This window comes from Salinicola acroporae, assembly GCF_003206615.1.
GTDB lineage: Bacteria > Pseudomonadota > Gammaproteobacteria > Pseudomonadales > Halomonadaceae > Salinicola > Salinicola acroporae.
In genome coordinates this window covers 461752-488308 of the sequence record NZ_PZJW01000004.1, presented here as the reverse complement: position 1 = coordinate 488308, position 26557 = coordinate 461752, and the positions used below count along the sequence as shown (strand labels likewise).

General features: G+C 64.5%; 25 protein-coding genes. 8 read left to right on the top strand and 17 right to left on the bottom strand.

What is annotated here, in order from left to right:
• Positions 1 to 319 precede the first annotated feature (319 nt).
• Complete coding sequence (locus DOM54_RS07740) at positions 320 to 1522, bottom strand: pyridoxal phosphate-dependent aminotransferase (RefSeq protein ID WP_110715763.1); 1203 nt, start codon at positions 1520 to 1522, stop codon at positions 320 to 322.
• Positions 1519 to 2325: a LamB/YcsF family protein gene (locus DOM54_RS07735; RefSeq protein ID WP_110597541.1), complete on the bottom strand. Its 807-nt coding sequence runs from the start codon at positions 2323 to 2325 to the stop codon at positions 1519 to 1521. The genes DOM54_RS07740 and DOM54_RS07735 overlap by 4 nt, the downstream gene beginning before the upstream one ends.
• 203 nt (positions 2326 to 2528) lie before the next feature.
• On the opposite strand from DOM54_RS07735, the gene DOM54_RS07730 reads away from it, so the two are divergent.
• On the top strand, positions 2529 to 3512 hold the full coding sequence (locus DOM54_RS07730; protein ID WP_110715762.1) for a hydroxyacid dehydrogenase: 984 nt from the start codon (positions 2529 to 2531) through the stop codon (positions 3510 to 3512).
• On the top strand, positions 3509 to 4762 hold the full coding sequence (locus DOM54_RS07725; RefSeq protein WP_110715761.1) for a Zn-dependent hydrolase: 1254 nt from the start codon (positions 3509 to 3511) through the stop codon (positions 4760 to 4762). The genes DOM54_RS07730 and DOM54_RS07725 overlap by 4 nt, the downstream gene beginning before the upstream one ends.
• 27 nt (positions 4763 to 4789) lie before the next feature.
• On the opposite strand, the gene DOM54_RS07720 is transcribed toward DOM54_RS07725, so the two are convergent.
• The 9 genes from DOM54_RS07720 to DOM54_RS07680 all read right to left on the bottom strand — a co-directional run bounded on the left by DOM54_RS07720 (position 4790) and on the right by DOM54_RS07680 (position 12304).
• Positions 4790 to 5467: a GntR family transcriptional regulator gene (locus tag DOM54_RS07720; RefSeq protein WP_110715760.1), complete on the bottom strand. Its 678-nt coding sequence runs from the start codon at positions 5465 to 5467 to the stop codon at positions 4790 to 4792.
• A 57-nt stretch (positions 5468 to 5524) separates the two neighbouring features.
• Entirely contained in the window at positions 5525 to 6535 is a 1011-nt protein-coding gene (locus tag DOM54_RS07715) for a 5-oxoprolinase subunit C family protein (RefSeq protein WP_206019041.1), read from the bottom strand.
• Complete coding sequence (gene pxpB / locus DOM54_RS07710; RefSeq protein WP_110715759.1) at positions 6532 to 7269, bottom strand: 5-oxoprolinase subunit PxpB; 738 nt, start codon at positions 7267 to 7269, stop codon at positions 6532 to 6534. Before pxpB ends, DOM54_RS07715 begins: the two co-directional genes overlap by 4 nt.
• Positions 7270 to 7291: 22 nt before the next feature.
• The gene (locus DOM54_RS07705; RefSeq protein ID WP_110715758.1) at positions 7292 to 8596 is read right to left on the bottom strand and encodes a TRAP transporter large permease; all 1305 of its coding nucleotides are present in this window, start codon (positions 8594 to 8596) and stop codon (positions 7292 to 7294) included.
• Positions 8593 to 9135 (bottom strand): TRAP transporter small permease subunit, encoded by a 543-nt coding sequence (locus DOM54_RS07700; RefSeq protein ID WP_110715757.1) that lies wholly within the window; start codon positions 9133 to 9135, stop codon positions 8593 to 8595. The genes DOM54_RS07705 and DOM54_RS07700 overlap by 4 nt, the downstream gene beginning before the upstream one ends.
• A 91-nt stretch (positions 9136 to 9226) precedes the next feature.
• Entirely contained in the window at positions 9227 to 10228 is a 1002-nt protein-coding gene (locus tag DOM54_RS07695) for a TRAP transporter substrate-binding protein (RefSeq protein ID WP_162619789.1), read from the bottom strand.
• 260 nt (positions 10229 to 10488) lie between these two features.
• Positions 10489 to 11628, bottom strand: coding sequence for a M42 family metallopeptidase (locus DOM54_RS07690; protein ID WP_206019040.1), 1140 nt, complete (start codon positions 11626 to 11628; stop codon positions 10489 to 10491).
• 113 nt (positions 11629 to 11741) lie between these two features.
• A complete protein-coding gene (locus DOM54_RS07685) occupies positions 11742 to 11933 on the bottom strand; it encodes a helix-turn-helix transcriptional regulator (protein WP_110715755.1) in 192 nt (63 codons plus the stop codon).
• Positions 11930 to 12304, bottom strand: a complete 375-nt coding sequence (locus tag DOM54_RS07680; RefSeq protein WP_110715754.1) for a hypothetical protein — start codon at positions 12302 to 12304, stop codon at positions 11930 to 11932. Before DOM54_RS07680 ends, DOM54_RS07685 begins: the two co-directional genes overlap by 4 nt.
• 137 nt (positions 12305 to 12441) lie before the next feature.
• Here DOM54_RS07680 and DOM54_RS07675 point away from each other — a divergent pair, with 137 nt between their 5' ends.
• Positions 12442 to 13344, top strand: a complete 903-nt coding sequence (locus tag DOM54_RS07675) for a polysaccharide deacetylase family protein (protein ID WP_110715753.1) — start codon at positions 12442 to 12444, stop codon at positions 13342 to 13344.
• Between the two features lie 88 nt (positions 13345 to 13432).
• On the opposite strand, the gene DOM54_RS07670 is transcribed toward DOM54_RS07675, so the two are convergent.
• On the bottom strand, positions 13433 to 14794 hold the full coding sequence (locus tag DOM54_RS07670) for a Na+/H+ antiporter family protein (RefSeq protein ID WP_110715752.1): 1362 nt from the start codon (positions 14792 to 14794) through the stop codon (positions 13433 to 13435).
• A gap of 359 nt (positions 14795 to 15153) precedes the next feature.
• Here DOM54_RS07670 and DOM54_RS07665 point away from each other — a divergent pair, with 359 nt between their 5' ends.
• The 4 genes from DOM54_RS07665 to DOM54_RS07650 all read left to right on the top strand — a co-directional run bounded on the left by DOM54_RS07665 (position 15154) and on the right by DOM54_RS07650 (position 18880).
• Positions 15154 to 16491, top strand: coding sequence for an arylsulfotransferase family protein (locus DOM54_RS07665; protein ID WP_110715751.1), 1338 nt, complete (start codon positions 15154 to 15156; stop codon positions 16489 to 16491).
• A gap of 5 nt (positions 16492 to 16496) precedes the next feature.
• The gene (locus DOM54_RS07660; protein WP_206019039.1) at positions 16497 to 16829 is read left to right on the top strand and encodes a hypothetical protein; all 333 of its coding nucleotides are present in this window, start codon (positions 16497 to 16499) and stop codon (positions 16827 to 16829) included.
• 141 nt (positions 16830 to 16970) lie between these two features.
• A complete protein-coding gene (locus DOM54_RS07655) occupies positions 16971 to 17687 on the top strand; it encodes a hypothetical protein (protein ID WP_110715750.1) in 717 nt (238 codons plus the stop codon).
• Positions 17684 to 18880, top strand: a complete 1197-nt coding sequence (locus tag DOM54_RS07650; protein ID WP_206019038.1) for a sulfotransferase family protein — start codon at positions 17684 to 17686, stop codon at positions 18878 to 18880. Before DOM54_RS07655 ends, DOM54_RS07650 begins: the two co-directional genes overlap by 4 nt.
• Positions 18881 to 19180: 300 nt before the next feature.
• On the opposite strand, the gene DOM54_RS07645 is transcribed toward DOM54_RS07650, so the two are convergent.
• Entirely contained in the window at positions 19181 to 20833 is a 1653-nt protein-coding gene (locus tag DOM54_RS07645; RefSeq protein WP_110715749.1) for an OpgD/OpgG family glucan biosynthesis protein, read from the bottom strand.
• A gap of 252 nt (positions 20834 to 21085) precedes the next feature.
• On the opposite strand from DOM54_RS07645, the gene DOM54_RS07640 reads away from it, so the two are divergent.
• Positions 21086 to 22342 carry an alpha-hydroxy acid oxidase gene (locus DOM54_RS07640; protein ID WP_206019037.1) on the top strand — a complete coding sequence of 419 codons (1257 nt, stop codon included), beginning with the start codon at positions 21086 to 21088 and terminating at the stop codon, positions 22340 to 22342.
• 56 nt (positions 22343 to 22398) lie between these two features.
• Here the strand turns inward: DOM54_RS07640 and DOM54_RS07635 are convergent, their stop codons facing one another.
• The 4 genes from DOM54_RS07635 to DOM54_RS07620 are packed head-to-tail and all read right to left on the bottom strand — an operon-like array spanning position 22399 to position 26516.
• On the bottom strand, positions 22399 to 23781 hold the full coding sequence (locus DOM54_RS07635; RefSeq protein WP_110715748.1) for a tripartite tricarboxylate transporter permease: 1383 nt from the start codon (positions 23779 to 23781) through the stop codon (positions 22399 to 22401).
• The gene (locus DOM54_RS07630) at positions 23778 to 24257 is read right to left on the bottom strand and encodes a hypothetical protein (protein WP_162619788.1); all 480 of its coding nucleotides are present in this window, start codon (positions 24255 to 24257) and stop codon (positions 23778 to 23780) included. Before DOM54_RS07630 ends, DOM54_RS07635 begins: the two co-directional genes overlap by 4 nt.
• On the bottom strand, positions 24241 to 25197 hold the full coding sequence (locus tag DOM54_RS07625; protein ID WP_110715746.1) for a hydroxymethylglutaryl-CoA lyase: 957 nt from the start codon (positions 25195 to 25197) through the stop codon (positions 24241 to 24243). The genes DOM54_RS07630 and DOM54_RS07625 overlap by 17 nt, the downstream gene beginning before the upstream one ends.
• Positions 25194 to 26516 (bottom strand): hydroxymethylglutaryl-CoA reductase, degradative, encoded by a 1323-nt coding sequence (locus DOM54_RS07620; RefSeq protein WP_276309672.1) that lies wholly within the window; start codon positions 26514 to 26516, stop codon positions 25194 to 25196. The genes DOM54_RS07625 and DOM54_RS07620 overlap by 4 nt, the downstream gene beginning before the upstream one ends.
• Positions 26517 to 26557 lie beyond the last annotated feature (41 nt).

The window sequence follows — 26557 nt, the reverse complement described above, 5'->3', positions numbered from 1 at the left end:
TCTCACCGATACCTGCCAATAATATCGGCACCTGGCCCCGCCAGGCCGGGGCGCGCAGCCAAGGCAAGCATTGGCGACAAATCGTCAGGGTCGACGATGTGGACAGCGCCGCGGCACGAAGTGCGCGCGACAAGGGTGGAGGGAGTCAAGAGCGGACCGCGCTGGCGCTCCAGTCGCTGGTCAACACCGTATGGTGAGCGCAGGCATTGTTCAGGCAGTACGCAGATGCTTGGAGACCGACTCGAGGCTTGCAGACGACGCCAAGGGGCGGCAGGTCATCCTGCCGCCCTTCCGGTTATCGACGCCTGACGATGGCGAGTCAGTGCAGCGCCTGGCAGGCCTCGTCGATCCGGCGGCAGGCTTCGAGCAGTGGCTCGGTACCGGTGGCGAAGGAGATCCGGAAATGACCGGGCAGACCAAAGGCGCTGCCCGGCACGACAGCAACCCGGGCGGACTCGAGCAGATAGAGCGCCAGCGCCCGGTCATCCTCGATCTTCACGCCTTCTGGCGTTTCGCGTCCCAGCAGCCCTTCGCAGTTCGGGAACAGGTAGAACGCGCCCTCCGGCAGTCGGCAGACCAGCCCATCGACCGCATTGATCGCCTCGGCACAGCGCGTGCGCCGCTCGGCAAATATCGTATTGCGCCGCTGAATGTCGTCCGGTGGCTGGGCGAGTGCCGCGATCGCCGCCGCCTGGGAAACCGACGCCGGGTTGGAGGTCGTCTGCGACTGCATGACCGCCATCGCCCGAATCAGCTCTGCCGGACCGGCGCCGAAGCCGATCCGCCAACCGGTCATGGCGTGGCCCTTGGAGACACCGTTGATGGTCAGCGTGCGCGATTTCAGCCGCGGCTCGACCTCGGCCAGGGTGCAGAACTCGAAGTCGTCATAGACGAGATACTCGTAGATATCGTCGGTCAGGACGACGATATCGGGGTGATCCAGCAGCACCGCCGCCAGCGCGACCAGCTCGCTGCGGGTGTAACCGGCCCCGGTCGGGTTGCCGGGTGAATTGAGGATCAGCACGCGGGTTTTCGGGGTGATGGCGGCCTGAAGCTGCGTCGGCGTCAATTTGAAGCCGGTCTCCGCCGGACAAGGCACCGCCACCGGCGTGCCACCGGCCAGGCGCACCATGTCCGGGTAGGAGACCCAGTGCGGCGCGGCGAAGATCACCTCGTCGCCCGGGTCGACCAGCGCCATCAGCGCGTTGAAGATCACCTGCTTGCCACCGGCGCCGACGCTGATTTCATCGGTGCGGTACGCCAGGCCGTTGTCGCGGCGGAATTTCTCGACGATAGCCCGCTTGAGCGCGGGCGTGCCATCGACGGCGGTATAGCGAGTCTCCCCCGCATCCAGCGCGGCCTTGGCGGCCTCGCGGATGGCAACTGGCGTCTCGAAATCGGGCTCGCCCTGGGAGAGCGAGATGACATCGATCCCCTCGGCCCGCATCGTCGCGGCGCGACCGCTGATTTCGATGGAAGCGGAGGGGCGAACGACGGACAGACGTCCGGCCAATCGAATCATCGACGGAGACCTCCCGACGGTTGGCGGGCGGCGACGATGTCTGCCATCGGCCGGATCTCGACGCCGGCGTTCTCGAGTCGCCGGCGCAGCACGGCTGCCATCTCGACGGCCCCAGGCGTATCGCCATGAACGCAGATACTGTCGATCTCGAGCGGGATGCGCTTGCCGGAAACCGTGGTGACGGCCTGCTCCTCGAGCATGCGCAGGACCCGGTCGGCAGCGACGTCGGGGTCGTGAATCACCGCGCCGGGCAGCTTGCGCGACAGCAGATTGCCGTTGTCGGCGTAGGCTCGGTCGGCGAAGACCTCGTTGCCCACCTGCAGCCCCAGTTCCTGCGCGGTCAGCGACGTCTGCATGCCCGGCATGGCCAGATGGATCAGGGCGGGGTCGACGGCGACGATCGCCCGGGAGACGGCCAGCGCCAGTTGCCGATCCTCGGCCGCCATGTTGCCGAGCGAACCATGCGTCTTGACGTGGCGGATGGGGTGGCCCACCACCTCGGCCATGGTGCGCATGGCGCCAATCTGATAAATCAACTGCTTTTCCAGATCCGCCGGGGTCTCGCCCTCGATCCGGCGCCGTCCGAATCCGACCAGATCCATGAAGCTCGGATGCGCGCCGACCTGGACGCCACGCTCGCGCGCCTGGGTCAGCGTCTCGTGCATCACCATCGGGTCGCCGGCGTGAAACCCGCAGGCAATGTTCGCGGTGGTGACGATATCGAGCATGGCGAGGTCGTCACCCATGCGCCAGGCGGCAAAGCTCTCGCCCATATCGCAATTGAGGTCCACGCGGGTACTCATCTCGTGTCTCCTGAAGTCGTTGCGTCGTTTGTTGTTGAAAGATCGCTCGAGCGACCAAGGCGGTGTCGTATGGCCTTGCGCCATGGTATACCAATAGTATGCAATTCGCGTATTCCCCTTGCCATCGCCAACGACAAGATCCGACGGCGAGTGGCGAGACACTTTATCCATGACGCGATCAATAACAATACGAGGAGCTTTGCGTGACCGATTTCACCTGCGTGATCGCCCAACCCATCCACCAGGACGGCGTTGACGTACTGCGTCGGGCGGGCATCCGCGTCATCGACGCCCCGGCCGCCGATCCCGGCTCGGTCGGGGCGCTACTCGGCGATGCCGACGCCCTGATCGTGCGCAGCGCCGCAGTCAATCGCGCCATGCTGGCAGGTGCGCCCCGGCTCAAGGTGATCGGCGTCCACGGTGTCGGCGTCGACGCAATCGATATTCCCGCCGCGACGGATCATGGCACCGTCGTCGCCAATACGCCGGGCAGCAACGCCCAGGCGGTGGCGGAACAGGCCATCTCGCTGATGTTCGCCGCGGCCAAGCGAGTGCCGCTGGCCGACCGTACCGTGCGGGAAGGCGACTTCTTCGCCTTCAAATACAGTGTGCCGATGCTCGAACTCGACGGACTCACCTTCGGCGTGGTCGGCTTCGGCAACATCGGCCAGCGCGCCGCCCGCATGGCGACGGGGCTGGGCATGCGCGTGATCGCCTATTCGCCCAACGCCCCGGATAGCGCCCTGGCCGAGGTGGGCGCCGAGCGCGTGGATTCGCTGGATGCGCTACTGACACGCGCCGACGTGGTGTCGGTGCATGTCGGCCTCAACGCGCGGACCCGGAATCTCATCGGCGACCGGGAACTGGGATTGATGAAATCCTCGGCGCTATTGATCAATACCGGCCGTGGCGGCACGGTGGACGAGATCGCTCTGGCCGAGGCGCTGGCGACAAATCGCCTGGCGGGCGCCGGGCTGGATGTCTTCGCCGTCGAGCCGATGCCCTACGATCATCCGCTGCTGGCACTGGACAATGTCGTCGTCTCGCCCCACAACGGCGGCTCCACCGCCGCCAGCATGTCGCGCACGGCGCGGGCGGTCGCCCAACACGTCATCGACGTCAGTCGCGGAGAGGCGCCGACCCAGATGCTCAACCCCACTGCCTGGAACGACAGGTTGACCTCATGAACGATATCCTGCCCGACATCGCCCTGGCAGAGCGGCTGTTCACCGAATTGGCCGCGCCCTATGCGCAGCAGGTCGGCATCACCCGGGATGCCTACGGCCCCGGCGAGCAAACCGCTCACGAACGGTTCGTCGACACCGCCGAGGCTCTGGGGCTGGAAATCCATGCCGACGTCGCCGGCAACCACTTTGCGGTGTGCCGTGGTCGTGACCGCAGCCTGCCCGCGTGGCTGATCGGCTCGCACCTCGACTCCGTCCCCCAGGGCGGCAACTATGATGGTGCCGCCGGTGTCGTTGCCGGCTTCACGGCGATCGCCGGGCTGCTGAGCGCGGGCGTCACGCCCCGACGCGACATCATCGTGGCGGCGTTTCGCGCCGAGGAGAGCACCTGGTTCCCCGCCTCCTACCTCGGCAGTCGATCGGCGCTGGGCCAACTGCGTGCCGAGGATCTGGACGTGACGAGAGCCGACACCGGACGCTCACTCGGGGATCACATGCGGGACTGCGGTGGCGACCCCGAGGCGGTGTCGGCCGGCCATAGCTGGCTCGGGCAGCGCCCCCTGCACGCCATGCTGGAGCTTCACATCGAGCAGGGCCCCACGCTGGAGACGGAGGAGCTGGCCCTGGGGATCGTCACCGGGATCGCGGGCAGCTTCCGCTATCGCCAGGCCCGCTGTCTCGGCGAGTGGGGGCACTCCGGCGCCGTGGCCAGGGCGCACCGCCACGATGCCTTGATGGCTTTCTGCGAACTGGCACTGGCCCTGGAGCAGGAGTGGGCCGCGCTCGAGACACGAGGCCTAAGCGCCACCTTGACCGTCGGCCAGATCGCGACCCCGCCGGCGCAGCACGCCTTCAGCAAGATTCCCGGAGAGGTCGGTTTCTGTCTCGACGTACGCAGCGAGAGCCCCGAGACGTTGGGCCATCTGGAGCGCTTCCTGTTCGCGACCGCCGAGCGGATCGCACGCGAGCGCGGCGTCCGCTTCGACCTGGGCCCGCGCACCGCCAGTCAACCGGCGCCGATGAGCCCCGCCCTGACCGAGCGTTGCCGGACGCTAGCCTCGGAGCTCGGCATCGCCCATCGCCTGCTGCCAAGCGGCGCGGGTCACGACGCGGCGACCTTCGCCAACGCGGGAATACCGGCACAGATGCTGTTCGTGCGCAACCAGCACGGCAGCCACAACCCCGACGAGGCGATGCGCCTGGCGGACTTTGCCGAGGGGGTTCGAGTGATAGCGGCGCTGATTCAGGCGTGAACGACGACCACGGCGTGGCAATTGGGGTCAGATATACGCCAGACGGTTGATGATGCTCCGGCGGACGTTGTCGATATGGGCCTCCATCGCCTCCCGCGCCCCTTGGCTGTCCCGCGCCCGCAGCCGTTCCAGAATGGCCAGGTGTTCGTGGCAGCCGGGCTCGAAGCGCTCGGGTACCTGGGCCATATCGAATACCCGAGTCTTGAGGCGGAGGTCGGCGACCATCCGGGCCAGCAGCCGGTTGTCGCTGGCCAGCGCGATGCCGTTGTGCAGGGCATCGTCGACCCGGTGCAGCTGCTCCGACGTGCGGGCCTCCTCGGATGTCTCCAGCAGCGTGGTCACCTGCTGCACCAGGACATCGATAGCCTCGATGGCGAGGCGTTGGGCGGCGTGCCCCGCCGACTCGCCCTCCAGCAGGGCCCGCACCCGCAGGATCTCCATGTATTCATGCACCGAGGGTGCCTTGACCGCCAGTTGCCCCCTGGCCACGCGGACCGCAAAGCCCTCATGCTCGAGCCGGCTCAGCGCCTCGCGCACCGGCGTGCGCGAAATATCGAGCGCTTCGGCCAGGTTGCGCTCCTGCAGCAGCGTACCGGCCGGCAGGCGCCCCAACTGAATCATCTCGAACAGTTGCTGATAGGCCTGGCCCGACAGACTCCGGATGCGCGTCCCTTGCAGTATGCGGTCGATATCCAGCGTTTGCATTGCCGCGTTCCCTGCCAGTGAATGGTTAAACGTCGTCGATGTTCGAGTATACGTAACTCAGGTCGCAAGTCCCGCCAGATAGCGACGAAAGGCCCGCTGGCGCCCGCGCCACAAGGTTTCGGCATGGGCGGGGTCGATCGCCTCGAAGCGCAGCCGATCGCCGGGCTTCATCTGTCCGAGCCGAGCCAGATCCGCCCGGATCACCGTGGCGATCTTGGGGTAGCCGCCGGTGGTGCCACGGTCGTGCATGGCGATGATCGGCCGGCCGTCGCCAGGAATCTGCACGCTACCGGTCAGCAATGCATCGGACACGATGTTGTGCCCTGCGGGGCTTTTCAACTCGGGGCCTTGGAGACGATAGCCCATGCGATCGGCGAGCGTCGAGATCGTCCACTCGGCGGTCAGGAACCGGGTGATACCGGCATGGGAGAAGGCGCCCGACTGCGGTCCCAGCACCACCCGGACGGGGCGTTTCTCGCGCTGCGGCAGATGCCGTTCCCCAGCGCGCCCGGCGTGGTCGATACCGGCCGCCGGGTCGCTCAGGGGAAGCCGGTCGCCGGCCTCCAGAGCGCGCCCGTCGAAGCCCCCGACGCCGGCGCGCACCAGCGTCGACACGCTGCCGAGAAACGGCGTCGAGGCAAAGCCCCCGCCCACCGCCAGATAGGCCCTGGCACCGGAGATGACGCGCCGGACGTGCAATTCGTCGCCCGCCTCCAGCGCCAGGGCTCGAAAGGTCTCGACGCGCTGGCCATTGACCAGCACCTCCGCGTCGCCGGTGACCGCGACCACGCAGCGGCCGCCCGAGAGCCGCAGGCGCGGGCCCAGCAGGGTGATCTCCAGCGCGCCGAACTCCTGGGGTTGGCCCGTCTGGGTGTCCGGCTTCGGCGCATTCCCGACCAGGGCGTTGGCCTGCCCCAGGCTCATGCCATCGAGCGCTCCCGAGGGCGGCAACCCGAGATGGCCTTGCCCGAGGCGTCCGGCATCCTGCAGCGTCGTCATCATGCCCGGCGCCTCGACCATGAATGCCACGCCGGCGCCCGATTCCGGAACCCCCATCGCGGTGCTCATGGGATCGCCTCCCCACTCTCGATCCACTCCCAGTCGGGAAGCCAGTCACGATCCTGCTGGAGCGTCTCGAAGCGTGCGCCGTCGATCGCGTCGAAACGGACGCAGTCGCCGGCCTCGACCAGGATCGGCGGGGTTCGCCCGGCCACGAAGTTGCGTACGGGCGTGCGACCGAGCAGATGCCAGCCGCTGGGCGCTTCCACCGATGCGAAGGCGGTCTGCTGGCCGCCGACGCTGATGCTGCCGGCCGGCGTCCTGGTCCTCGGCGAGTCGCGACGCGGCGTGTGCAGGCGCTGATCGAGGCCGCCCAGATAGGCGAAACCGGGCATGAACCCGATCATGAACACGCGGTAATCCGGCGCCGTATGGCGGGCAATGAGCTCATCGCGCGAGAGCTCGTGGCGGCGGCGGAAGTCGTCGAAATCGATCCCGAACTCCCCGCCGTAGACGACCGGAATTCGCCAGCGTCGGCTGCGGCGCTGACCGACACTCAGTGTCGCCGCCAGCGCATCGAGGCGCGCGATCAACTCGTGCTGGGTGATCGTCGCACTGTCGTACTCGATCGCCAGCGAACGGTAGGTCGGCACGATGCCGATCACGCCAGCGATTCCCGCCGCCCGCACGGCCAGGGCGGCGGCTTCTATCCAGCGGTTGACCTCGATGTCGATGGTCTCGCCGCAATCGATCAGTACGCCCTGATCGGCCAGCGGCGCGATGTGATAAGTCGGCGTCATCATCGGAACACTCGAAGATTGATCGTCACTGGCGCGACGACAGGTGATCCGGAAGCCAGGTCACGATCTCCGGCACCATGGCCAGCAGCAGCGTGAAAGCGACCATGATCAAAAAGAACGGGAATACCGCTCGCGCGATCTGGCTGATCTTCATGCCGGTGATGCCGTTGATCACGAACAGGTTGAAACCGACCGGCGGCGTGATCTGGGCCATCTCCACCACCAGCACCAGAAAGACACCGAACCAGATCGGATCGAATCCCGCCTGCGTGATCAGTGGCAACGTGATCGGCAACGTCATGACGATGATCGACATGCCCTCGAGCAGCATGCCCAGCACCACGTAGAAGATCAGCAGCACCACCACCAGCGCCAGTGGCGACAGTCCCAGCGAGCCGATGGTGTCGGCGATGGTGCGCGGCACGTTGAGAAATCCCATCGCTACCGACAGGAACATGGCGCCGACGATGATCAGCCCGATCATCGACGTGATCTGCGCCGCCCCCATCAACGCGCTCCACAGGCTCCTGAAGCCCAGGCAGCGCTGCAGCAGACAGACGCACAGCGCCCCCAGCACGCCCACCGCACCTGCCTCGGTGGGCGTCGCCATGCCGGTGAGCATGCTGCCGATGACGAACGCGATCAGCAACGCCACCGGCCCCAACTGGACCAGGGCGCGCAGGTAGTCCCGCGCGCCCAGCCCCCGCTGACGCGGCGGCAACTGGCTGGCGTGGGTCAGCGCGTAGACGCCCAGGTAGGTCATGAAGGCCAGCGCCAGCAGCAGTCCGGGGACGATCCCGGCAACGAACATCTTGAGGATCGATACCTGCGCCAGTACGCCATAGATGATCATGATCGTACTGGGCGGGATCAAGAATCCAAGGGTGCCCGCCCCGGCCAGGGAGCCGGCGGCGATGCGGGCATCGTAGCCCCGCCGCATGAGTTCGCTGGAGGTGATGCGCCCGACCGTCGCCGTCGTCGCCGCCGAGGAACCGGAGATCGCCGCGAACAGCGTGCAACCCAGCACGTTGGTGTGCAGCAGCCGCCCCGGCACGCGATCGACCCACGGCGCCAGCCCGTCGAACAGCAGTTGGGTCAAACGGCTGCGGAACAGCAGCTCCCCCATCAGGATGAACAGCGGCAGCGCCACCAGCTCGGCACTGGTGGTGGCGTTCCACACCGTCTGGGCGAGCAGCTTTTCCACCGGCATGAAGCCGCGGAACGTCTCCAGCGAGACGATACCGACACCGGCCAGCCCCAGCCCGACCCAGACGCCGCTGGCCAGCACCGCCACCAGCAGCGCGAACGCCGTCACCATGATCGCGGTCATGACCCGCCCTCCGTCGGCAGCGCCGAGTCCGGCCGCTTCTGATCGGCCATCAGTTTCGGCGCGGCGACCAGCACCAGGGCGCGCACGATCAGCGTCGCCGTGAACACGACCAGCCCCAGCGCCATCAACGCACGCGGGTAGATCAGCGGAATCTGCTGAGGAGTGCTCGACACCGTACCGCTGTGCCAGGTCTGCAGGCAGAACCCGACGAACGCCGCCGCGAAGAAGCCGGCGATGATCACACCGATCAGTGTCGCCAGCAGATCGAGCCAGCGCACGCCGCCGGCAGGCAGATGCTCGCGCAGCAGCGTGATGCGGATGTGCTTGTCATGGCGCAGCGCCCAACAGCTCGCCATGAAGATGATCAGCCCGAGCAGGTAACCGCTGACCTCCCAACTGAAACCGAGGCTGGTCCCGAGCAGGTTGCGCGAGACGATTTCCGACAGCATCAGCACGAACAGCAGCGCCATGGCGAGCGCAGCCAGTGCCGCGCCAGCCCAAGCCAGGCGATCACTCCACTGCAGCAAGCGAGAGATCATGGGAAGACTCCCCAGAAAGAGCGGGCAAGAAAGCCGGTGGGTCAGCCGCGAACCGGCAAGCCGATTCGCGAATTGGCGGGTGGCGATGCCCTCAGGGCGCGTCGCGGGCCTCGAGGTAGCGCGTCATCAGCTCATCGGCCTTGGGGCCGGCCGTGTCGCGAAACTGCTGCCACTGGGGCTGCGCGGCCTCGGTCAGTTGCGCCGATAGCGCGGCATCGGGAGCGGACATGTGGATGCCGTGATCGGCGAGAATCTTCGCGTTGCGCGTATCCTCGTCCTGGGAGATCTGCTGGAACCGGGGCTCCATCTTCCGGGCCAGCGATTCGATCGTCTGCTGCTGCTCGTCGGTCAGCGAATTCCACGCATCGAGATTGATCGAGACGACGTCCGGTGCGAGCTGCCAGTCGAGCTTGTTGAAGTAGTCGGTGAACTCCCAGAAGCTGCCGTCGACGCCGGAGGGCGTCGAGGTGGTCACGCCATCGATCGCGCCGGAGGCCAGCGCCGGCACCACCTCGCCCCACGGCATCTGCACCGGGGAAGCGCCCAGCGCCTTGAAGAATTCGGTGCCGTTCTTGTCGACGGTGCGCAGCTTCACGCCCGCGAGATCATCGACGGTCTTCACCGGTTGCTGGGTGAAGACGCCCTGACCGGGCCACGGCACGGTGTACAGAAATTTCTGGTTGAACTCGGCTGCCACGGCTTCGTAGTAAGGCCAGGCGGTGTTGCGCAGCAGCGCCGCATCGTCCTGGTTGCGGGTGAGATACGGCACGGATTCGATACCCAGCAGCGGCGCCTCACCGACCTGCTGGGTCAGCAGCATGTCGGCGCCCTGGACGATACCGTCGCGCACCGCAGAGAGCAGCTCGGGGCCTTTCAATCCCAGATCGCCGCCGGCGTGGATGTCCAGCTCGACTTCACCGTCGGTGGCTTCCTTGACCGCGTCCGCGAACTGATTGAGCGTCTTGACCTGGAAGTTGCCCTCCGGCCACGGCGTGACGATCATCAACTGCGTCGCCGCCTGGACGCCGAATGTCGCCAGGGAGAGGACCGCTGCCGTGCCGCATGCAGCCAGACGGGAGAGGGTCGCTTGCATGTTCGACTCCTGAGAGTTGTTGTTGTCGTGTGCCACCGGGAGGCAGCCTTTCGGATCGGAGCGACTGTTTTGTATTGTGGCGTCGCCTTGGCATATCTTTGGCATACCAGAACAGACAAGTCAATTCATATAGTGCAATTGGGCTTTGGTCTATGAATCTCCCCGACCTTATATTGGGTAACAGCGCGCCAGGGAATCGATGGCGTAACGTTCGACGACGCCGGCCCAAGAGTCCCCGACTCGGGCCGGCATCATGACAGTTACTCGAAGTAGCTGAAGGTCTCGCCCGACTTGATGTCGAGCAGTGCGTGATAGATCAGCTCGATCACGTTCTCGACATCCTGCTTGTGGACCATCTCGACGGTGGTGTGCATGTAGCGCAGCGGCAGCGAGATCAACGCCGAGGCCACGCCGGAGTTGGAGTAGGCGAAGGCGTCGGTATCGGTACCGGTGGCGCGTGAACGCGGCAACCGCTGGAACGGAATCTTCTGCTCGGTGGCGACCTTGATCAACCGCTCACGCAGCTTGTTCTGGATCGCCGGGGCGTAGCAGATCACCGGGCCGTCGCCGATCTTGTTGGCACCCTCGCGACGCGGTTCGATCATCGGCGTCGAGGTGTCGTGGCTGACGTCGGTGACGATCGCCACGTTCGGGTCGAGCCGTTCGGCGATCATCTCGGCACCGCGCAGCCCCACCTCTTCCTGCACCGCATTGACGATGTAGAGACCGAAATCGAGCTTCTGCTTGCGCGCCTTCAGCAGCCGCGCCACTTCCGCGATCATGAAGCCGCCGATGCGGTTGTCGATCGCCCGACAGACCAGCTTGTCGCCGTTGAGCACGAAGAACTCGTCCGGGTAAGTGATCACGCAGCCGACATGCACGCCCAGCGCCTCGACCTCCTCCTTGGTGCTGCAACCGACGTCGATGAAGATGTTGTCGAGCTCCGGCGGCTTCTCCTTCGGGCCCTGGCGCCGGGTATGGATCGCCGGCCAGCCAAACACGCCCTGGACGATGCCACTGTCGGTATGGATGTTGACCCGTTTGGAGGGCGCGATCTGGTGGTCGCTGCCGCCGTTGCGGATGACGTAGATCAGGCCGTTGTCGGTGATGTAGTTGACGTACCAGGAGATCTCGTCGGCGTGTCCTTCGATCACCACCTTGTACTCGGCGTCCGGGTTGATCACGCCGACGGCGGTGCCGTAGGTGTCGGTGATGAACTCGTCGACGTAGGGCCGCAGGTAGTCCATCCACAGCTTCTGGCCCTCCCACTCGTAACCGGTGGGCGAGGCGTTGTTGAGATAGCGTTCGAGGAACGCCATGGCATCCGCGTCGAGCGGCTTGGCGCTGCCTCGGCCGCCCTTGGCGGTTCTCTTGGGGCTCTTGCCGGTGCTCTTGCTCATTCTGACTCCTGAGTGACGGTGACTGTCCTCGATAGCTTAACAGGCTCATCGAAAACCGCGTGATCCTCCATGACAACACTGCCTGTCTATCACCATGACGGGACCTGGCACGATCATTCGTCGCTGAAAATCGACTCGATCGGCAACGAGAACAAGCGCGCAATAGCGAAGGCCAACGGCAGGCTCGGGTCGTAACGCTCGTTTTCGATCGCGTTGATTGTCTGGCGCGACACCGACAGCGCGCTCGCCAGCATCTCCTGGGACCATGCCCTCTGCTTGCGCAGCGCTTTCAGGCGGTTCTTCATCGATATCGCCGTCTGGCGATCATCAGTCCCAGGATCCACATCGCCCCCATGAGCGGCCAGATCATCAGCCAGGAGATCTGGGGCAACCCCACGTTCTGCAAAAATCCATAGCTGAAGGTGCTCAACGCAGTGGCCGCAAAGGCGAACCCCAATGCCTCGAACTGGATGCGTAGCTGCAGCTCGTCGATGCGTCGCATCTCGCGCACCACGACCCAGCACATCAAACCACACGGAATGATGGGCATCAGCGCCAGTGGTACGCGAACCCACGGGCTTGCCTCTGCAAAGTGCACCAACAAGATCAACGAGGCGACCAGCAGCCCCAGATAGAGCGCCATTGCACCAGTGAATTCCTTGAGATAGCGGCTCACATCAATCTCCGTGGGGAATGGAAAGCAAGTTTTACATCCTGTCGCTGACAGAAAAGGAAAGCAAGCTTTACATCCCGCAACAGCGTACGAATGCGAAATGACTACACTCAAGGACCACCCGTCACAGGATCAACAGAATGTCTTTGCCATCGCTGCGCCACCACCAGCGCTTCGCCTACCGCCCGATCACCGATCGGGACGATTGGCATTGGCCCGGCAACACCGACCTGGCGGTCTACGTCGGCCTCAATCTGGAGCATTACGCCTTCGGCGAGGGCCGCGGCGTGGGGATCGCGCCGCCCGCGCCGGCAGGCGAACCGGACGTGCTCAATTACGCGTGGCGCGAGTACGGCAACCGGGTAGGGGCATGGCGCTGTCTCGAACTCTTCGAGGCGTTGAATCTGCCGGCGGGCGTCATCGCCAACACCTCGGTTCTCGATCACTGCCCCGAGCTGCTGGATGCCTTCGTTGCGCGTGGCGACGAGATCATCGCCCATGGCCACACCAACGCCGAGCGCCAGGGCCAGATGGATGAAACCCGGGAGCAAGAGCTGATTCGCAGCTGCCGCGATCGTCTCGCCGAGCGCTACGGCCAGGCGCCTGCCGGCTGGCTGTCACCGTGGATCTCGGAAAGCGAAGCGACGCCGGACCTGCTGGCGGGGGCGGGCTTCGACTACGAGCTCAACTGGGCGCATGATGACCGACCGATCGCCATGAGCACTCGCGCCGGCACGCTCTGGTCGATCCCCTACCCGCAGGAACTCAACGACATTCCGACCATATCGACCCATCGCGTCTCGATGGACGAGTTCACGACGATGATCCGCGATCAGTTTCGGGAACTGCTGGAGCAGTCACGCCGACAGCCTCTCGTCATGGGCATCGCGCTGCACCCCTGGCTGATCGGCCAGCCGTTCCGGTTGCGTCAACTGCGGGAGGTGCTCACCGAGCTGGCCGATTACCGCGAGGCCCAGGGCGTGTGGTGGACGACACCGGGCGCCATCGCCGACCACATCAGCGAGCAGGCGCCCTCGTACTGAGCGCTCGTGGCTCGTGGCTCGTGGCTCGTGGCTCGTGGCTCGTGGCTCGTGGCTCGTGGCTCGTGGCTCGTGGCTCGTGGCTCGTGGCTCAAAGTGTCATCGCCGCGATCCAGCCGAAGACCAGCAGCGGCACGTTGTAGTGCAGGAAGGTCGGCACCACGCTGTCCCAGATGTGGTCGTGCTGGCCGTCGGCATTGAGTCCGGCGGTCGGGCCGAGCGTGGAATCCGAGGCCGGCGAGCCGGCGTCGCCCAGCGCCGCCGCCGTTCCCACCAGCGCGGTGGTCGCCAACGGCGAGAAGCCGAACCCCAGCGCCAGCGGCACGTAGAGCGAGGCGATGATCGGGATGGTGGAAAACGACGAGCCGATGCCCATGGTGATGAACAGCCCCACCAGCAGCATGATCAACGCGGCCAGCCCCTTGTGGTCGCCGATCATCGCTGCCGAACTCGTCACCAGGCTGTCCACCGCACCGGTCGCCTGCATCACTCCGGCGAAACCGGCGGCCGCGATCATGATGAAGCCGACCTGCGCCATCATCCGCATGCCCTCGGTAAAGACGTCGTCCTGCGCACGCCACCGGAACACGCCGCTGACCGACAGCAGCGCAAAGCCGAACAGTCCGCCGAGCACCATCGAGTCGGTCAGCAACTGCACCACCACCGTGCCGATCAGTGACGCCGCCAGTACGATCTTCTGCCAGCCGCGAAGACCGGCTTCTCCATTGGGTGCGGTCGCGGGCTGCTCGTCATCCCGCTGCCCCACCAGCGCGCGGTCGTCGTAATGCCGCCGGCGACGATAGCTGAAGAACACCGCCACCAGTAGTCCCAGCGCCATCCCGCCGATCGGCATCGCCATGGCCAGCGGCACCTGGGCCGCCTCGACCTGAAGGCCGAGCTGGGCACCGCTGCTGTTGAGGTTGTTGAGCAGGATATCGTTGAGAAAGATGGCCCCGAATCCCACCGGCAGCAGCATGTAGGGGGCGGTGATGCCGAAGGTGATCACGCAGGCCACCGCGCGGCGATCGAGTTCGAGCCGGTTCATCAGCGTCAGCAGCGGTGGCACCAGGATCGGAATGAAGGCGATATGCACCGGGATCAGGTTCTGCGAACTGATCGCCGCCAGCAGCAGACAACCCAGCAGCGCCAGCACCACGCGACGCGGGCGAGCGCCGGTACCCTCGAGATGGAATCGCTGGACGGCGCGTCGAGCCAGGCCCTGGGTGATGCCCGAGCGCGAAAGCGCTACCGCGAATGCCCCCAGCACCGCATAGGAGATCGCCACCGTCGCCCCGTTGCCCAGGCCACCGTTGAAAGCTTCCAGAATGGCATCGAGCGGCAAGCCCGCATAAAGCCCGCCCGCGATGGCGGCAACGATCAGCGCGAATACGACCGATACCCGCGCCAGACTCAACGTGACCATGATCAGGATGGCCAGCACCACAGCATTCATGCATCGCCTCTTTTCGAACCGTGAACGGTATCCGTCGAACGCTGCCGACGGACGAAGCGGACGATGATATCGACCCCGTCACCGAACGCCAGGAAAAATCCGGGACGCGCGCCCACCGTCGCCGAGGCCGGTCGGGGACGAAGCCGTGGGTTACAGGACTCACCACCGGTAACCAAACGCCCCCATATCGGCAAACCCGCTGACAAAAAACCTCATTCATTTTCGACCCGGTCGCCTTAAGCTCGATTGACGATAACGACCGGCGCAGGAAGCGTCGGCAGAGGATTCTCGCCAGGAGGCAGACTGGCCGACTCCGGGGTGATTGAAGGGGCTGACTCAGCAACTTCAGGAACGGCGACATGCACAATGCGGATCGTGCCGGCTTCGCCATCTTTTGCGTGGCGATTGCCTTCATGGCTTTCATCGGGGGCGCCTTCGTCATTCTGACGAAGTCGTTTCCCTATACCTATCTCGACGATGCCCACAAGGCGGCGGTTGCCGTTATCGCGCAGCAGTCCGACAACGACCTCTATACCGATACCGACCTGTGGCGCGACGCCCGTCGGGATGACCGGGGCACCACCATCGACGACCCACAGAAAGCCTACGAGGGCCTGACCCTCTACACCTCGGGCGATGGCCCCTACGCCAACCTGGTCGACATGCAAGGGAAGGTCGTGCACCGCTGGGAACTGCCCTACAGCCACGTCTGGGAAACCAGCCCGACCGGCCGCGCGCCCCGCCCCGACGATCGCATGTACTGGCGCAAGGCCAAGGTCCTGCCCAACGGCGACCTGGTGGCCATGTACATCGCCGACAACGACACCCCGTGGGGATATGGCATCGTCAAACTCGATGCCGACTCCCGGATCATCTGGAAGTATCACGCCAGCACCCACCATGACCTGGATATCACCCCGGACGGCGACGTGATAACCCTGACCCACGCGTTCACTCAGCGGAAGGTGCCCGACTTCCAGGCCCTCTCCTACCCGTGGCTCGACGACTACCTGGTCAGGCTGGACGGGGAGACGGGCGAGGAGATCAGCAAGGTTTCGCTCGGCGACGCCTTCATCGACTCTCCCTTCGCCGGGCTGTTCTACTCGGTGCCGAGCTTCGCCACGGAAGACCCGCTTCACACCAACAGCGTTCAGTACCTGGACGACGAACTGACCCGGAATTTCGCGCCGGCCAACGGCCACGGCGGCCAGATCATGCTGTCGTTTCGCCACCCCGGAGCCGTGGCGCTGGTCGATCCGGACTCCGGGGAGATGACCTGGGCGATGAAAGGGCCATGGCTGGGCCAGCATTCCGCCCGCGTCCAGCCCGACGGCAACTTCACGCTGTTCGACAACCTGGGCAATTTCGAGCGGGGCAATCGCACCCGCATCCTGGAAGTGAACCCGAACGACGATGCGATTGTCTCAAGCTACAGCGGCAATGATGAACACCCCTTCGACAGCGGCCTGCGCGGTGCCGCGCAGACGCTGCCGAATGGCAACCGGCTGATCACCGAATCCGATGGCGGCCGGCTGTTCGAGACGACTCCACAGGGGGAGATCGCCTGGGAGTTCATCAATCCCGCTCGCGGGGGTGACAAGGAGCAGTACGTCCCCGTGGTCTCATCGGGCCAGCGCATCGCCACTGCAAACCTCGACGCGGATTTCCGCGCCGACCTCGACACCACTGGGAGGTGATCGTCATGACGCGTTTGACCAAGCGATACGAAAAGTTCCTGCTGACGGGCATGCTGACCGTCGGTGCCATCCTGCCGCTCACCGCCGAAGCCTACGTTGGCCCGGGTGCCGGGCTGAGCCTTCTCACGGCGCTATGGGGCATCATCGCCGCCGTCGGCATGGCGCTGTTCTTCGTCATCATGTGGCCGATCCGTCGCATGCGCCGCCGTCGCAAGGCCGAAGCCGCCGCGGCCTCGGCGGGCGATTCATCCACGGTGCAGGCCCGCACCGCCCAGAACCCCGAGTCGCCGCCGACCACCACTCGCGTCGAACAGGCGCAGCGCGACCAGCGCTCGTGAAGTCAGAGTGATGGGCCGGGACGTCCTGGCGCGTCCCGGCCATCGCATCGATCCCGAGGCACTTCCCCCTCGCCATGAAACGTTACCCCTGTCTTCGGCGCCGAACGACGCGCCGAGGAGCAGCTCGTGTCAGGAGGACACATGGGTTTACTGAATCTGCCCGACCCGATCTTCGGCGCCATCGATGGCGGGATGCAGCCGTTCCTGCCGGCCACCGTGCGCCTGATCGTATGGGCGACGATCGCCGGTGTCGGCACGCTGTTCCTGTATCGACTGGTATCGCCGCAAGGCAGAATCGGCCACGCCAAGCGCGAGGCCCGCGCCGCACGCCAGCGACTCAACGAGTTCGACGGTGAGTTCAGTGACGCCGGCCCCTTGATCCGCAACCAGTTTCTCGCTGCCTTCAAACATCTCGGGCTGGTGTTCCTGCCCACGCTGGTCTCGATCCTGCCCCTGCTGGCGCTATTGACCTGGCTGGAGAGCTACTACGCTCACGCCTTGCCGGCGGCAGGCGACACCCCGACCGTGCAGGTCACGCCGGACACCTACGAGGCGCAGTGGGTGCAGCAGGGCGATGGCCCCCACGTGATCGTCAGCGACAGCGACAGCGAATTGGCCAACGTCGCCATCACGGCGCCGATCCCGGTGGTCGAGCAACGCCATTGGTGGAACTGGCTGGCCGCCAACCCCTTGGGTTACCTGTCCGCGGAGAGCGGCATAGCACGGATCGCCTTCGACCTGCCGGAGCCCGACTATCTTCCGTTCGGGCCGGGCTGGATGCGCCACTGGCTGGCGGTCTTCTTCCCGATCATGACGATCGTCTCTCTCATCACGTTCCGGTGGGCGAAAATCGAATGAACACATCAGATAGCGATACGCCGACCTCACGTTCGGCAGCGAAGGGACCGTCGGCATCCAGCGCTCAGGTCTCCGATCCCGGCTTCGTCGTACCGGGCTGGATGCACTGGCTGGGCGGCTGGATTCATCGCAAACCCAGAACCTGGATCAAGCTAGGCAATCTGGAAACCCGCGCGGTGCGAGACGCTATTGCCGGCAAGCGCGTTGATCGTCCCGTCTACGTCGCCGGGCTCGCGCGCTCGGGCACGACGATCCTGCTGGAGCATCTCGCCGCGCACCCCAAGGTGGCGTCCCATCGCTACGTCGATTTTCCGCCGCTGCTGACGCCTTACTGGTGGAATCGCTGGCTGGAGAAGGTCCCGAACTCGAAAGAGCAGGCTCAGGAGCGCGCGCACAAGGACGGCATCGAGGTGACTTCGCAAAGCCCGGAGGCGTTCGAGGAGATGCTGTGGATGGCGTTCTTCCCCGACATTCACGATCCGGCGCACAGCTCGGTGCTGGGGCGTGAAGCGGAAAACCCGGAGTTCGCCCGCTTCTACGACGAGCACGTGCGCAAACTGCTGGCGGTGCGCGAGCGCGAACGCTACGTCGCCAAGGGCAATTACAACCTAGTGCGGCTCGGCTACCTGCACAAGCTCTACCCGCAGGCTAAATTCATCCTGGTGATCCGCGATCCGGTGTGGCACATCGCCTCGCTGATGAAGCAGCAGAAGCTTTTCGTCGCCGGCGAGACCAGCGAACCGCGGGCACTGGAGCACATGCGTCGTGTCGGCCATTATGAATTCGGCCTCGATCGCCGCGCGATCAATGTCGGCGACGATGAACAGACCCGCCGCATCACCGAACTGTGGGAAGGCGATGGCCGGGACAGCGCTGCAGAGGCATCGAACGAGGTCGAGGGCTGGGCACGTTACTGGGCCGCCATCTACGCTCATGTCGCCGATACGCTGGATGCCGATCCCGAGCTGAAAGCGGCCTGCCTGGTCGTGCGCTACGAAGACCTTTGCAGCCAACCTCACGACAAACTGCAGGCGGTATTCGACCATGCCGAACTCGAACTCGATCCGCACGTACTGAACGAGGCCGCCGGCGGTCTGCACGCCCCCACCTACTATCAGCCCCGGTTCAGCGAGGCGGAGCTCGCGATGATCGCCGAGATCACCGGGCCGGTTGCCGCCCGGTTCGGATACTGAACTACGAGCTTTGGTTTGCGCCGGTTTAGGGGCGCTTAAAAAGCGGCCATGAGCAGCGTGACAGAAAAACAGACTGACACGAGAGAAAAAAGAAAACGGGGCGGCCATCTGGCCGCCCCGTTCGTTTTTCCACTTATCCGTTGGCGCTACGCTCTCGGGAAGCGCTGAATAAATCGACTAGCGGGATGAAGCGTAAGGCGCATGTAACACAGAACACGAGACATAACATGGAGTTAGACGAGTGTTCGAGTACCACGCAACGCGGCGATTCGCCCGCGCGGGCATTTATGCAATGTTTCCCTAGACCGCCGCCGGATGCTTAGGATATTCCCGCTCTTCCGGGGGCGTCGGGAAGTACTGGAACAGCCAGGTTTCACTGACCGTCTTGCTGTCGGCGGTCAGGTTCAAGCGCATGTTGATCGGGTCGGTGGAGTCGCTGGTGGGGTACCAGTCGAATTGAATGCGGAAGCCCTCGATCTCTTCCACCCACAGGATATCGAGCTGCTTGACATCGCCCTCTGGCACGTCGAGCTGGGTCTTGATGTCGATATCGTTGTCGTAGAAGTGCTTGAGCTCGCCACCGATGAAATCCACCGCGATCCGTTTGGCCCACACTTCGGGATAGTGCTCGCCCGGCGCCCACCCCTCGGGGAAACCGCCGATGCCGGTGAACGTCTTTCGCACGCGTGCCAGCTCGGGTGTCACCGGCGGCTGCGCGCTCCAGTAGAGCTTGTAGCCGTAGTTGAGTTCCTGGCCCGGTTCGATCGGCTGTTCAGGCTTCCAGAAAGCCACGACGTTGTCCATGGTCTCGCCGGTGGTCGGGATCTCGAGCATCTGAATCTCGCCCTTGCCCCACTGCCCCTTGGGCTCGACCCACAGACTCGGGCGCTTGTGGTAGTTGCCGACGATGTCTTCGTAATGGCTGAAATCGTGATCCGTCTGCAGCAGACCGAACCCCTTGGGATTGTCGTCACCGAAGGTGTTGAACTGGACGCGCGGCGGGTTGTTGAGCGGACGGCAGACCCACTCGCCGTTGCCCAGCCACATCGACAGCCGGTCGGAGTCGTGGATCTGCGGGTGGAAGGTGAGACACATGTCGCGCTGCTGAGTGCCGCAGCTGAACATGCTGGTCATCGGCGTGATACCGAGCTGGGCGATCGACTCTCGCGGATAGAGGTGCTTGTCGATCTCCATCACCACGCGCTCGTCCTCGCAGTGGATGATGAAGCGATAGGCCCCGGCCAGGCTCGGCGAGTCCAGCAGGGCGTAGGCGGTGAACGTGGTCGCCCCCTTTTCCGGCGTCTCGAACCAGAAACGCGTGAAGGCCGGGAACTCCTCGGTCTTGCCGTCGCTGTAGGTGTTGACCGTCACGCCACGGGCAGAGAGCCCATACTGATAGGTATCGTCGACCGCGCGGAAGTAGCTGGCGCCGAGGAAGGAGACGATGTCGCGCTCGGTCAGCGAAGGTTCCTTGAACACGCGGAAACCGGCGAAGCCCAGATCGCCCTGCCCCTCCAGCTGCGAGACGTCGACATCGGCCTTGGAATAGTCGAACAGATCCGGACGGAAATGGATCTCCTTGGCCTGCTGGCTACCCGGGGCGATGGAGTACATGCGCACCGGCTGGTTGAACGCCATGCCCACATGGAAGAACTGGATGTCGAGCGGGCCGTTCATCTCTTTCCACAGCGAGTGCTCGGGATCGTAGCCGATGTCGTTGTATTGCTGCGGCGTCAAGTTGGCCAGCGTCGGCGGTAATTGCTCGACGTTGCTCTGATAGGCCTTGGCCGCCAGATCCTTGGCGAACTGCTGCAGCCAGTCGAAGCTGAACGCCTCTGACTCGCCGTCGGCGATGTCGCTGGCCGCCCGCGCCGCCGCGAACAGTGGTGCCGAGGGAAGGCCATACCAGGCGGCCAGCGCGATAGAACTCTTCAGCAGGGTTCTACGATCCATGAACACGCATCCTTTAGTGAGTTGCCGTCGATTTCGCAGCATACCCGATCACGGGTTTGTCGGCTGTAACGGAAAGAAGAAGTTGCTGACAAACGTCATGAGCGCAGTAGTTTGTCATCAATCTCGGATCCTCTCTCTGACGCCAACGTGCCGCCAGGGTTCCCTCGCCGTAAGTGGCATCGCCGCCCGATGATGCGCATGCTAACGTCGATCCATGGTTCGACCGTGACCCATTCAGACTAGAGAGGCCCCGTGAAACGACGCTACTCCTCGCATCACGCCTGGCGCCGCGCCCAGAGCATCGACGAACTCGCCTGGATGGCGCGCCGGCGCCTGCCCGCCTTCGCCTGGGAGTATGTCCACGGCGGCTCGGAAGACGAGATCACCCTGCACGACAACCGCCGCGCCTTCACCGCATGGGGGTGGCAACCGCGAACGCTGGTCGATGTCGAGCAGCGCGACAGCCGCACGCGGCTGCTGGATGCCCCCGCCGAGCTGCCGTTGGCGATCGCTCCCACCGGCTACAACGGCATGCTGTGGCGGGATGGCGATATCGCGTTGGCCCGGGCGGCCGCCAGTCGCGGCATTCCGTTTACCCTGAGCACGGTCTCCTGTGCCAGCCTGGAAACCCTCGCCGACGCGGTGCCGGAGGCGCGGCTCTGGTTCCAGCTCTACGTGCTGGATGACGAGGCCGTTCGCAACGACATGCTCGAGCGGGCGAAGCGCGTCGGCGTCGACACGCTGATGGTTACCACGGACACCGTGGTGCTGGGGCGTCGCGAGTGGGATTCGAGAAGCTACCTCACCCCCCGGCGCCTGGCGCTGCCCTATCTCGTGGACGCTGCCCTGCATCCGCAGTGGGCTTATCGAGCGCTCTGGCCCCAGGGCCTGCCAACGCTGGGCAACCTGGTGAAGTATCTGCCCAAGGAACAGCAGAGCGCGGGCAGCGCCGCCGGCTACATCAATCAGCGCATGACCCGCCGGCTGACCTGGGAGGTGCTGGCCGACATTCGCCAGCGCTGGCCCGGCAAGCTGCTGATCAAGGGGATCCTCAACGCCGAGGACGCACTCGAGGCCAGGCGCATCGGCGCCGACGGCGTGGTCGTCACCAACCACGGCGGCCGCCAGCTCGACGGCGCGCCGGCGACACTGGATGCGCTGCCCGAGGTAGTGACGGCGGTGGGAGATTCGATGCACGTGCTGCTCGACAGCGGCATTCGCCGTGGCAGCGATATCGCCAAGGCCGTGGCGCTGGGCGCCGAGGGCGTGCTCTGTGGCCGCGCCACGCTCTACGGCCTCGCACTGGGTGGAGAGGCCGGGGCGGCCCATGCCATCGACCTGCTCAAGGAGCAGTTGCACAACCTGATGGCGCAGCTCGGACGGCCGACGCTCGAGCAGATCGACCGCACCTGCCTGCGGCGCGCCTGCTATGCCTCGACCCGAGGCGACCTGCCCCAACGCCCGAGCGACGCCCTGCCGGGCGGAGAGACGCCGGGGGATATGCCTTGAGCGCCATTCATGTATTCAGTAGGAAACACCCGACAGGGCGATGTCGGGTATCCCGCTCATAGCAGAGCCGTTAACGCTGGGACGGTCAACACGGCGATGTAGAACCCCATGAACTGGACGCCGATATTGAAGCCCAACAGACGTGACAGGAATCCACCTACCAGCCCCACCGTGACAACGACCAGCAAGCCCAGCAAACCCCCTTCCCAGAGGCCAATCACCAAGATGAGCCCGACGAAGGTACCGATGATCGCTTCGTGGCTGATGTTGCGGGACACGAAGGACGCAGCACGGCGGGCGTAGTTCATCGAGAAGGGATAGGCGATCAGCAACGCCAGCACTACCGCCAGTAGCCCGTAGACCAGAAACTCCCAAGTCCCCAGCAGATTGTGCAGGTTGTTCACCTGGCCGCTGGCGCTATCCACGGTGAAACGAGGTGGCGCATTGAACAGCGGCGCCGCCGGACCCGCAGCGACCGGGCTCAAGGGTAGGCCGAATGCCATCAAGGGAATGAGGGCTTCGGCGATATAGGTCGACTCGGTCACGCCATTGCGAACCGCCAGTGTCGTGGTCAAGCGGTGATAGACATGTCGAATACGGCTTGAGACCACCTCACCCATGATGACCGTCATCGCTACCGGGCTAAACACGAAGGTGAGACTGGAGACGACGGCAGTGCCTATCGTCCACCCCGTCTGGCGGGAATCCAGAACTTTGAGGGGATTGGGGAAGTAACCGCGCCAGCGCTTGACGTCGGGCGCCAGCGAAAACCGGGCAGGTCGATCCCGTTTCCGCCGTGCTCGCTCGGCAGGCGACAAGACCAGGAACAGGTCGGAAATCAGCGGTCCGATGGCAATGCCCAGGAAATAGCTGACGCCCAACTTGACGCCATGGGCAGCCGTGAGAGTCTGCAGCGCAACAATGACCAGCACGAAGGGCCCCAACGCCAGTACCGCTGCCCAGCGACCAGGCGAGAAGTAGGCGATCGCCAGTGCCGCGATCAAAAAGAGATAGGGCGCGGAGTGCTGCACGAAGCCACCGAAAGGTGCCAGCACGAGCGCAAAGACGACTGTCACCGGCACCGCGATCAAGGCAGCGATGACGCCACCGGAGATCATCTTGCGCAAGGCAATATGCGGCACGCCCAGCTGACGCAGATAGTTCGCCTCGCGCATCATTGGCGTAGCCATGGTGTCGCCGGGAATCCCCAGCAGTGCAGTGGGTACGGCGTGGGTCATGTGTTTGGACACCGCACCTGCCAGGAAGAAAGTGTAAACACCGGCGGGCGGGACGCCGATCAACACGACCAGCAACGTCAACGGCGCAATGGTCGTGGTCTCGTCACTGCCGGAGATGAGACCTATCGCTGAAAATACCACGGCCCCGATGATGCCCATGCCCAACGCGACGGGAAGCTGTGCCAACAAGGCATCCATCATGACTTCACTCCTTCTCGGCCCGCGCGCCCGAGGTCATGTTCGGTCAGCGCAACGGCGTCGCCTTGGGCATGATCACGCTCATAGACCAGAAAGGCCTCTTCCAATTCGAGTTCCCTCAACTCCGATCGGACGGCTTCCGGTAAATCTTCCACGCCTCCCCTGCTGCCGTAATCGGCGTAGAGTGCAGCCAGCACCCCTTGCAGGTTTTCAGTATCGACGGTGTCTTCGACGACTTCCCGCTTGGGCCGAAAGAGGTATGCGCAAATCGCGCCGCCTACCACGCAACCGATGATGCCGAACAGCATGGCGTAGGTCCGCGCCATTCGAGGGTCACTGATGAACATGCCAAGCAGCCACTCGGCCGCCTGAAAAGTGCCCAAGCTGACCGCCCCACCGATGAGCAACGAGCCGATCAGGTGATGACCATCTACCGTGTCATTCCAGACCTCGAGCAATCGATCATTTCTCATTGCCATCCCCCCCCTCTTGCTGGTTGCCAAGATGATCGCCTCGACCACGATTGGCGCGGATGGCCCTGGCCACGGGCGAAGGCATGCGCCGTGACAGCGTGCGGTCGACCCATTCGGCAACATCGACCAACCGCTCCAGATCGATGCCGGTATCGAACCCCTGACTCTCGAGCAGGCGTACCAGGGATTCGGTCGCCACGTTACCCGTGGCACCCGGTGCGTAGGGACAGCCCCCCAAGGCCGAGACCGAACCGTCGAAGACACGTATGCCGGCCTCCAGTGCGGCCTGCACGTTGGCAACGGCCATTCCCCAGGTATCGTGAAAATGCCCCGCCAAGGCGCCAACAGGCAGTTGCCGTGCACATGCCTCGATCAATTCACGCGTGTGGCGTGGCGTGCCAATACCCGTCGTGTCCCCGAGGCTGACCTCGTAGCAGCCCATATCGAGCAGATGGCGGGCAAGCGTCGACACTTTTTGCGGATCGACATCGCCAGTGTAGGGACAACCCAGCACACAGGAGATGTAACCCCGGACGCGGATGCCGGCCTGCGCGGCCAGAGGCATGATGGGCTCGAACCTTGCCAAGCTCTCGGCAATGGAACAGTTGATATTGTGATGGGCAAAGGCTTCGGAGGCCGCCGTGAATACCGCGATCTCGTCGACCCCCGCGGCCCGTGCAAACTCAAACCCTTTCGAGTTGGGTACCAGTACGGAGTAGCTGATATTCGGTCGCCGATTCAACTGGCTGAGCACGTCCTGGGTCTGCTGCATTTGGGGTACCCAGCGCGGGGAGACGAAGGCACCGGCTTCCAAGTGGCGCAGGCCTGTATCGGCCAAGCGTTCGAGCAGTTCGACCCGCATGGCAACAGGCAGCACCTCCGGCTCGTTCTGCAGGCCATCTCGGGCGGCAACCTCAACGAGCCGCACCGACTCCCTGGCCGTCATGAGGTCGTACCACGCTGCTGCCGCAGCAGTTCCGAAGCGCGATCTGCGCTGACGCGACCTTCCTCGACCATTCGCCGCACGATGCGGTCGAGCTCGCCCCCGGTTGCGCCAGCTGTCAGCGCGATATTGCGTGCATGCAGCGCCATATGTCCTTTTTGAATGCCCTCCGTCGACAACGCTCGGAGGGCACCCAGGTTCTGAGCCAAGCCCACCGCCGCCGCGATTTCTCCCAACTCGCTGGCAGTTTCGACCCCCATCAGCTTCAGTGACAGTTGCGCGAGCGGGTGCGTACGGGTCGCACCACCGACCAACCCCACCGGCATGGGTATTTCGAGCGTCCCCACCAGATCCCCTTGGGCATTCTTCTCCCAGGTCGATAGCGATCCATAATGTCCATGGCGGCTGGCAAAAGCATGCGCCCCGGCTTCGACGGCGCGCCAATCGTTACCGGTAGCGACGATCAGGGGGTCGATGCCGTTCATGATGCCCTTGTTGTGGGTCGCCGCCCGGTAGGGATCGACCGCCGCGAGCCGATATGCCTCGACGATTCCCTCGATCACGGCTTCGCCGTCGAAGCTCGAAGTGGTCAGTTGGTCAGCGGAGAGCCTGACCTGAGCTCTCGCCAACCGGAGATCGGCCAGGTTCGAGAGAATGCGCAGGCAGACACGTCCACCGCTCAGGCTTTCGACAAGAGGGGCGACGGCTTCCGCCATGGTATTGACCGCGTTGGCGCCCATGGCGTCTCGAACATCCACGATCAGATGCGCCACCACCATTGGCCCGCTGGCCGTATGAGGAAAAACATGGACCTCGACATCCCTGCACCCCCCGCCCAGCCGATTGAGCAGACCGTCGCAGGCGTTGGCTTTGTCGATAATCCACTGTTTGTTGGCGAGAAGACTCAGTCGAGCGTTATGAGGGTCGGGAATGTCCAGCACCTGGATTTGGGCGCGCATCAACGGCTGGCTACTGGACGTGGTGAAACCGCCACTATCTCGGGCCAGCCTGGCCATGTAGGACGCCGCAGCGACGACCGAAGGCTCTTCCACCGCGAGGGGAATCAATACTTCCCGGCCATTGACGATGAAATTGGTGGCAACGCCCACCGGCAACTCGAAAGTCCCGATGACGTTCTCGATCATGCCATTGGCTGTCTCGAGCCCCAGGGCGCCGGGATTCATCAACTTTGCCGCCTCGTCGTCTGACAAAGCCTCTATTTCCACGAGCTTTTGGAGGCGATCACGAGGTGAAAGATTGCGAAAGTCGGCGATACGCGAGCAGGTCATGGTGGAAACTCTGTGGTTAACGAATGGCGCCAGACTAACGGAACATCACCGCCCCACATACTGTACCTATGTCT

Bases quoted from the DNA above. Each gene is read 5' to 3' on its own strand.
- DOM54_RS07655 (WP_110715750.1), top strand. From the start codon at position 16,971: ATGGGTTTACTGAATCTGCCCGACCCGATCTTCGGCGCCATCGATGGC.
- DOM54_RS07670 (WP_110715752.1), bottom strand. From the start codon at position 14,794: ATGAATGCTGTGGTGCTGGCCATCCTGATCATGGTCACGTTGAGTCTG.
- DOM54_RS07695 (WP_162619789.1), bottom strand. From the start codon at position 10,228: ATGCAAGCGACCCTCTCCCGTCTGGCTGCATGCGGCACGGCAGCGGTC.
- DOM54_RS07645 (WP_110715749.1), bottom strand. From the start codon at position 20,833: ATGGATCGTAGAACCCTGCTGAAGAGTTCTATCGCGCTGGCCGCCTGG.
- DOM54_RS07665 (WP_110715751.1), top strand. From the start codon at position 15,154: ATGCACAATGCGGATCGTGCCGGCTTCGCCATCTTTTGCGTGGCGATT.
- DOM54_RS07630 (WP_162619788.1), bottom strand. From the start codon at position 24,257: ATGGCAATGAGAAATGATCGATTGCTCGAGGTCTGGAATGACACGGTA.
- pxpB (WP_110715759.1), bottom strand. From the start codon at position 7,269: ATGATGACGCCGACTTATCACATCGCGCCGCTGGCCGATCAGGGCGTA.
- DOM54_RS07650 (WP_206019038.1), top strand. From the start codon at position 17,684: ATGAACACATCAGATAGCGATACGCCGACCTCACGTTCGGCAGCGAAG.
- DOM54_RS07740 (WP_110715763.1), bottom strand. From the start codon at position 1,522: ATGATTCGATTGGCCGGACGTCTGTCCGTCGTTCGCCCCTCCGCTTCC.
- DOM54_RS07635 (WP_110715748.1), bottom strand. From the start codon at position 23,781: ATGATGGATGCCTTGTTGGCACAGCTTCCCGTCGCGTTGGGCATGGGC.
- DOM54_RS07690 (WP_206019040.1), bottom strand. From the start codon at position 11,628: ATGAGCAAGAGCACCGGCAAGAGCCCCAAGAGAACCGCCAAGGGCGGC.
- DOM54_RS07700 (WP_110715757.1), bottom strand. From the start codon at position 9,135: ATGATCTCTCGCTTGCTGCAGTGGAGTGATCGCCTGGCTTGGGCTGGC.
- DOM54_RS07625 (WP_110715746.1), bottom strand. From the start codon at position 25,197: ATGACGGCCAGGGAGTCGGTGCGGCTCGTTGAGGTTGCCGCCCGAGAT.
- DOM54_RS07725 (WP_110715761.1), top strand. From the start codon at position 3,509: ATGAACGATATCCTGCCCGACATCGCCCTGGCAGAGCGGCTGTTCACC.
- DOM54_RS07720 (WP_110715760.1), bottom strand. From the start codon at position 5,467: ATGCAAACGCTGGATATCGACCGCATACTGCAAGGGACGCGCATCCGG.
- DOM54_RS07705 (WP_110715758.1), bottom strand. From the start codon at position 8,596: ATGACCGCGATCATGGTGACGGCGTTCGCGCTGCTGGTGGCGGTGCTG.
- DOM54_RS07715 (WP_206019041.1), bottom strand. From the start codon at position 6,535: ATGAGCACCGCGATGGGGGTTCCGGAATCGGGCGCCGGCGTGGCATTC.
- DOM54_RS07735 (WP_110597541.1), bottom strand. From the start codon at position 2,325: ATGAGTACCCGCGTGGACCTCAATTGCGATATGGGCGAGAGCTTTGCC.
- DOM54_RS07660 (WP_206019039.1), top strand. From the start codon at position 16,497: ATGACGCGTTTGACCAAGCGATACGAAAAGTTCCTGCTGACGGGCATG.
- DOM54_RS07675 (WP_110715753.1), top strand. From the start codon at position 12,442: ATGTCTTTGCCATCGCTGCGCCACCACCAGCGCTTCGCCTACCGCCCG.
- DOM54_RS07685 (WP_110715755.1), bottom strand. From the start codon at position 11,933: ATGAAGAACCGCCTGAAAGCGCTGCGCAAGCAGAGGGCATGGTCCCAG.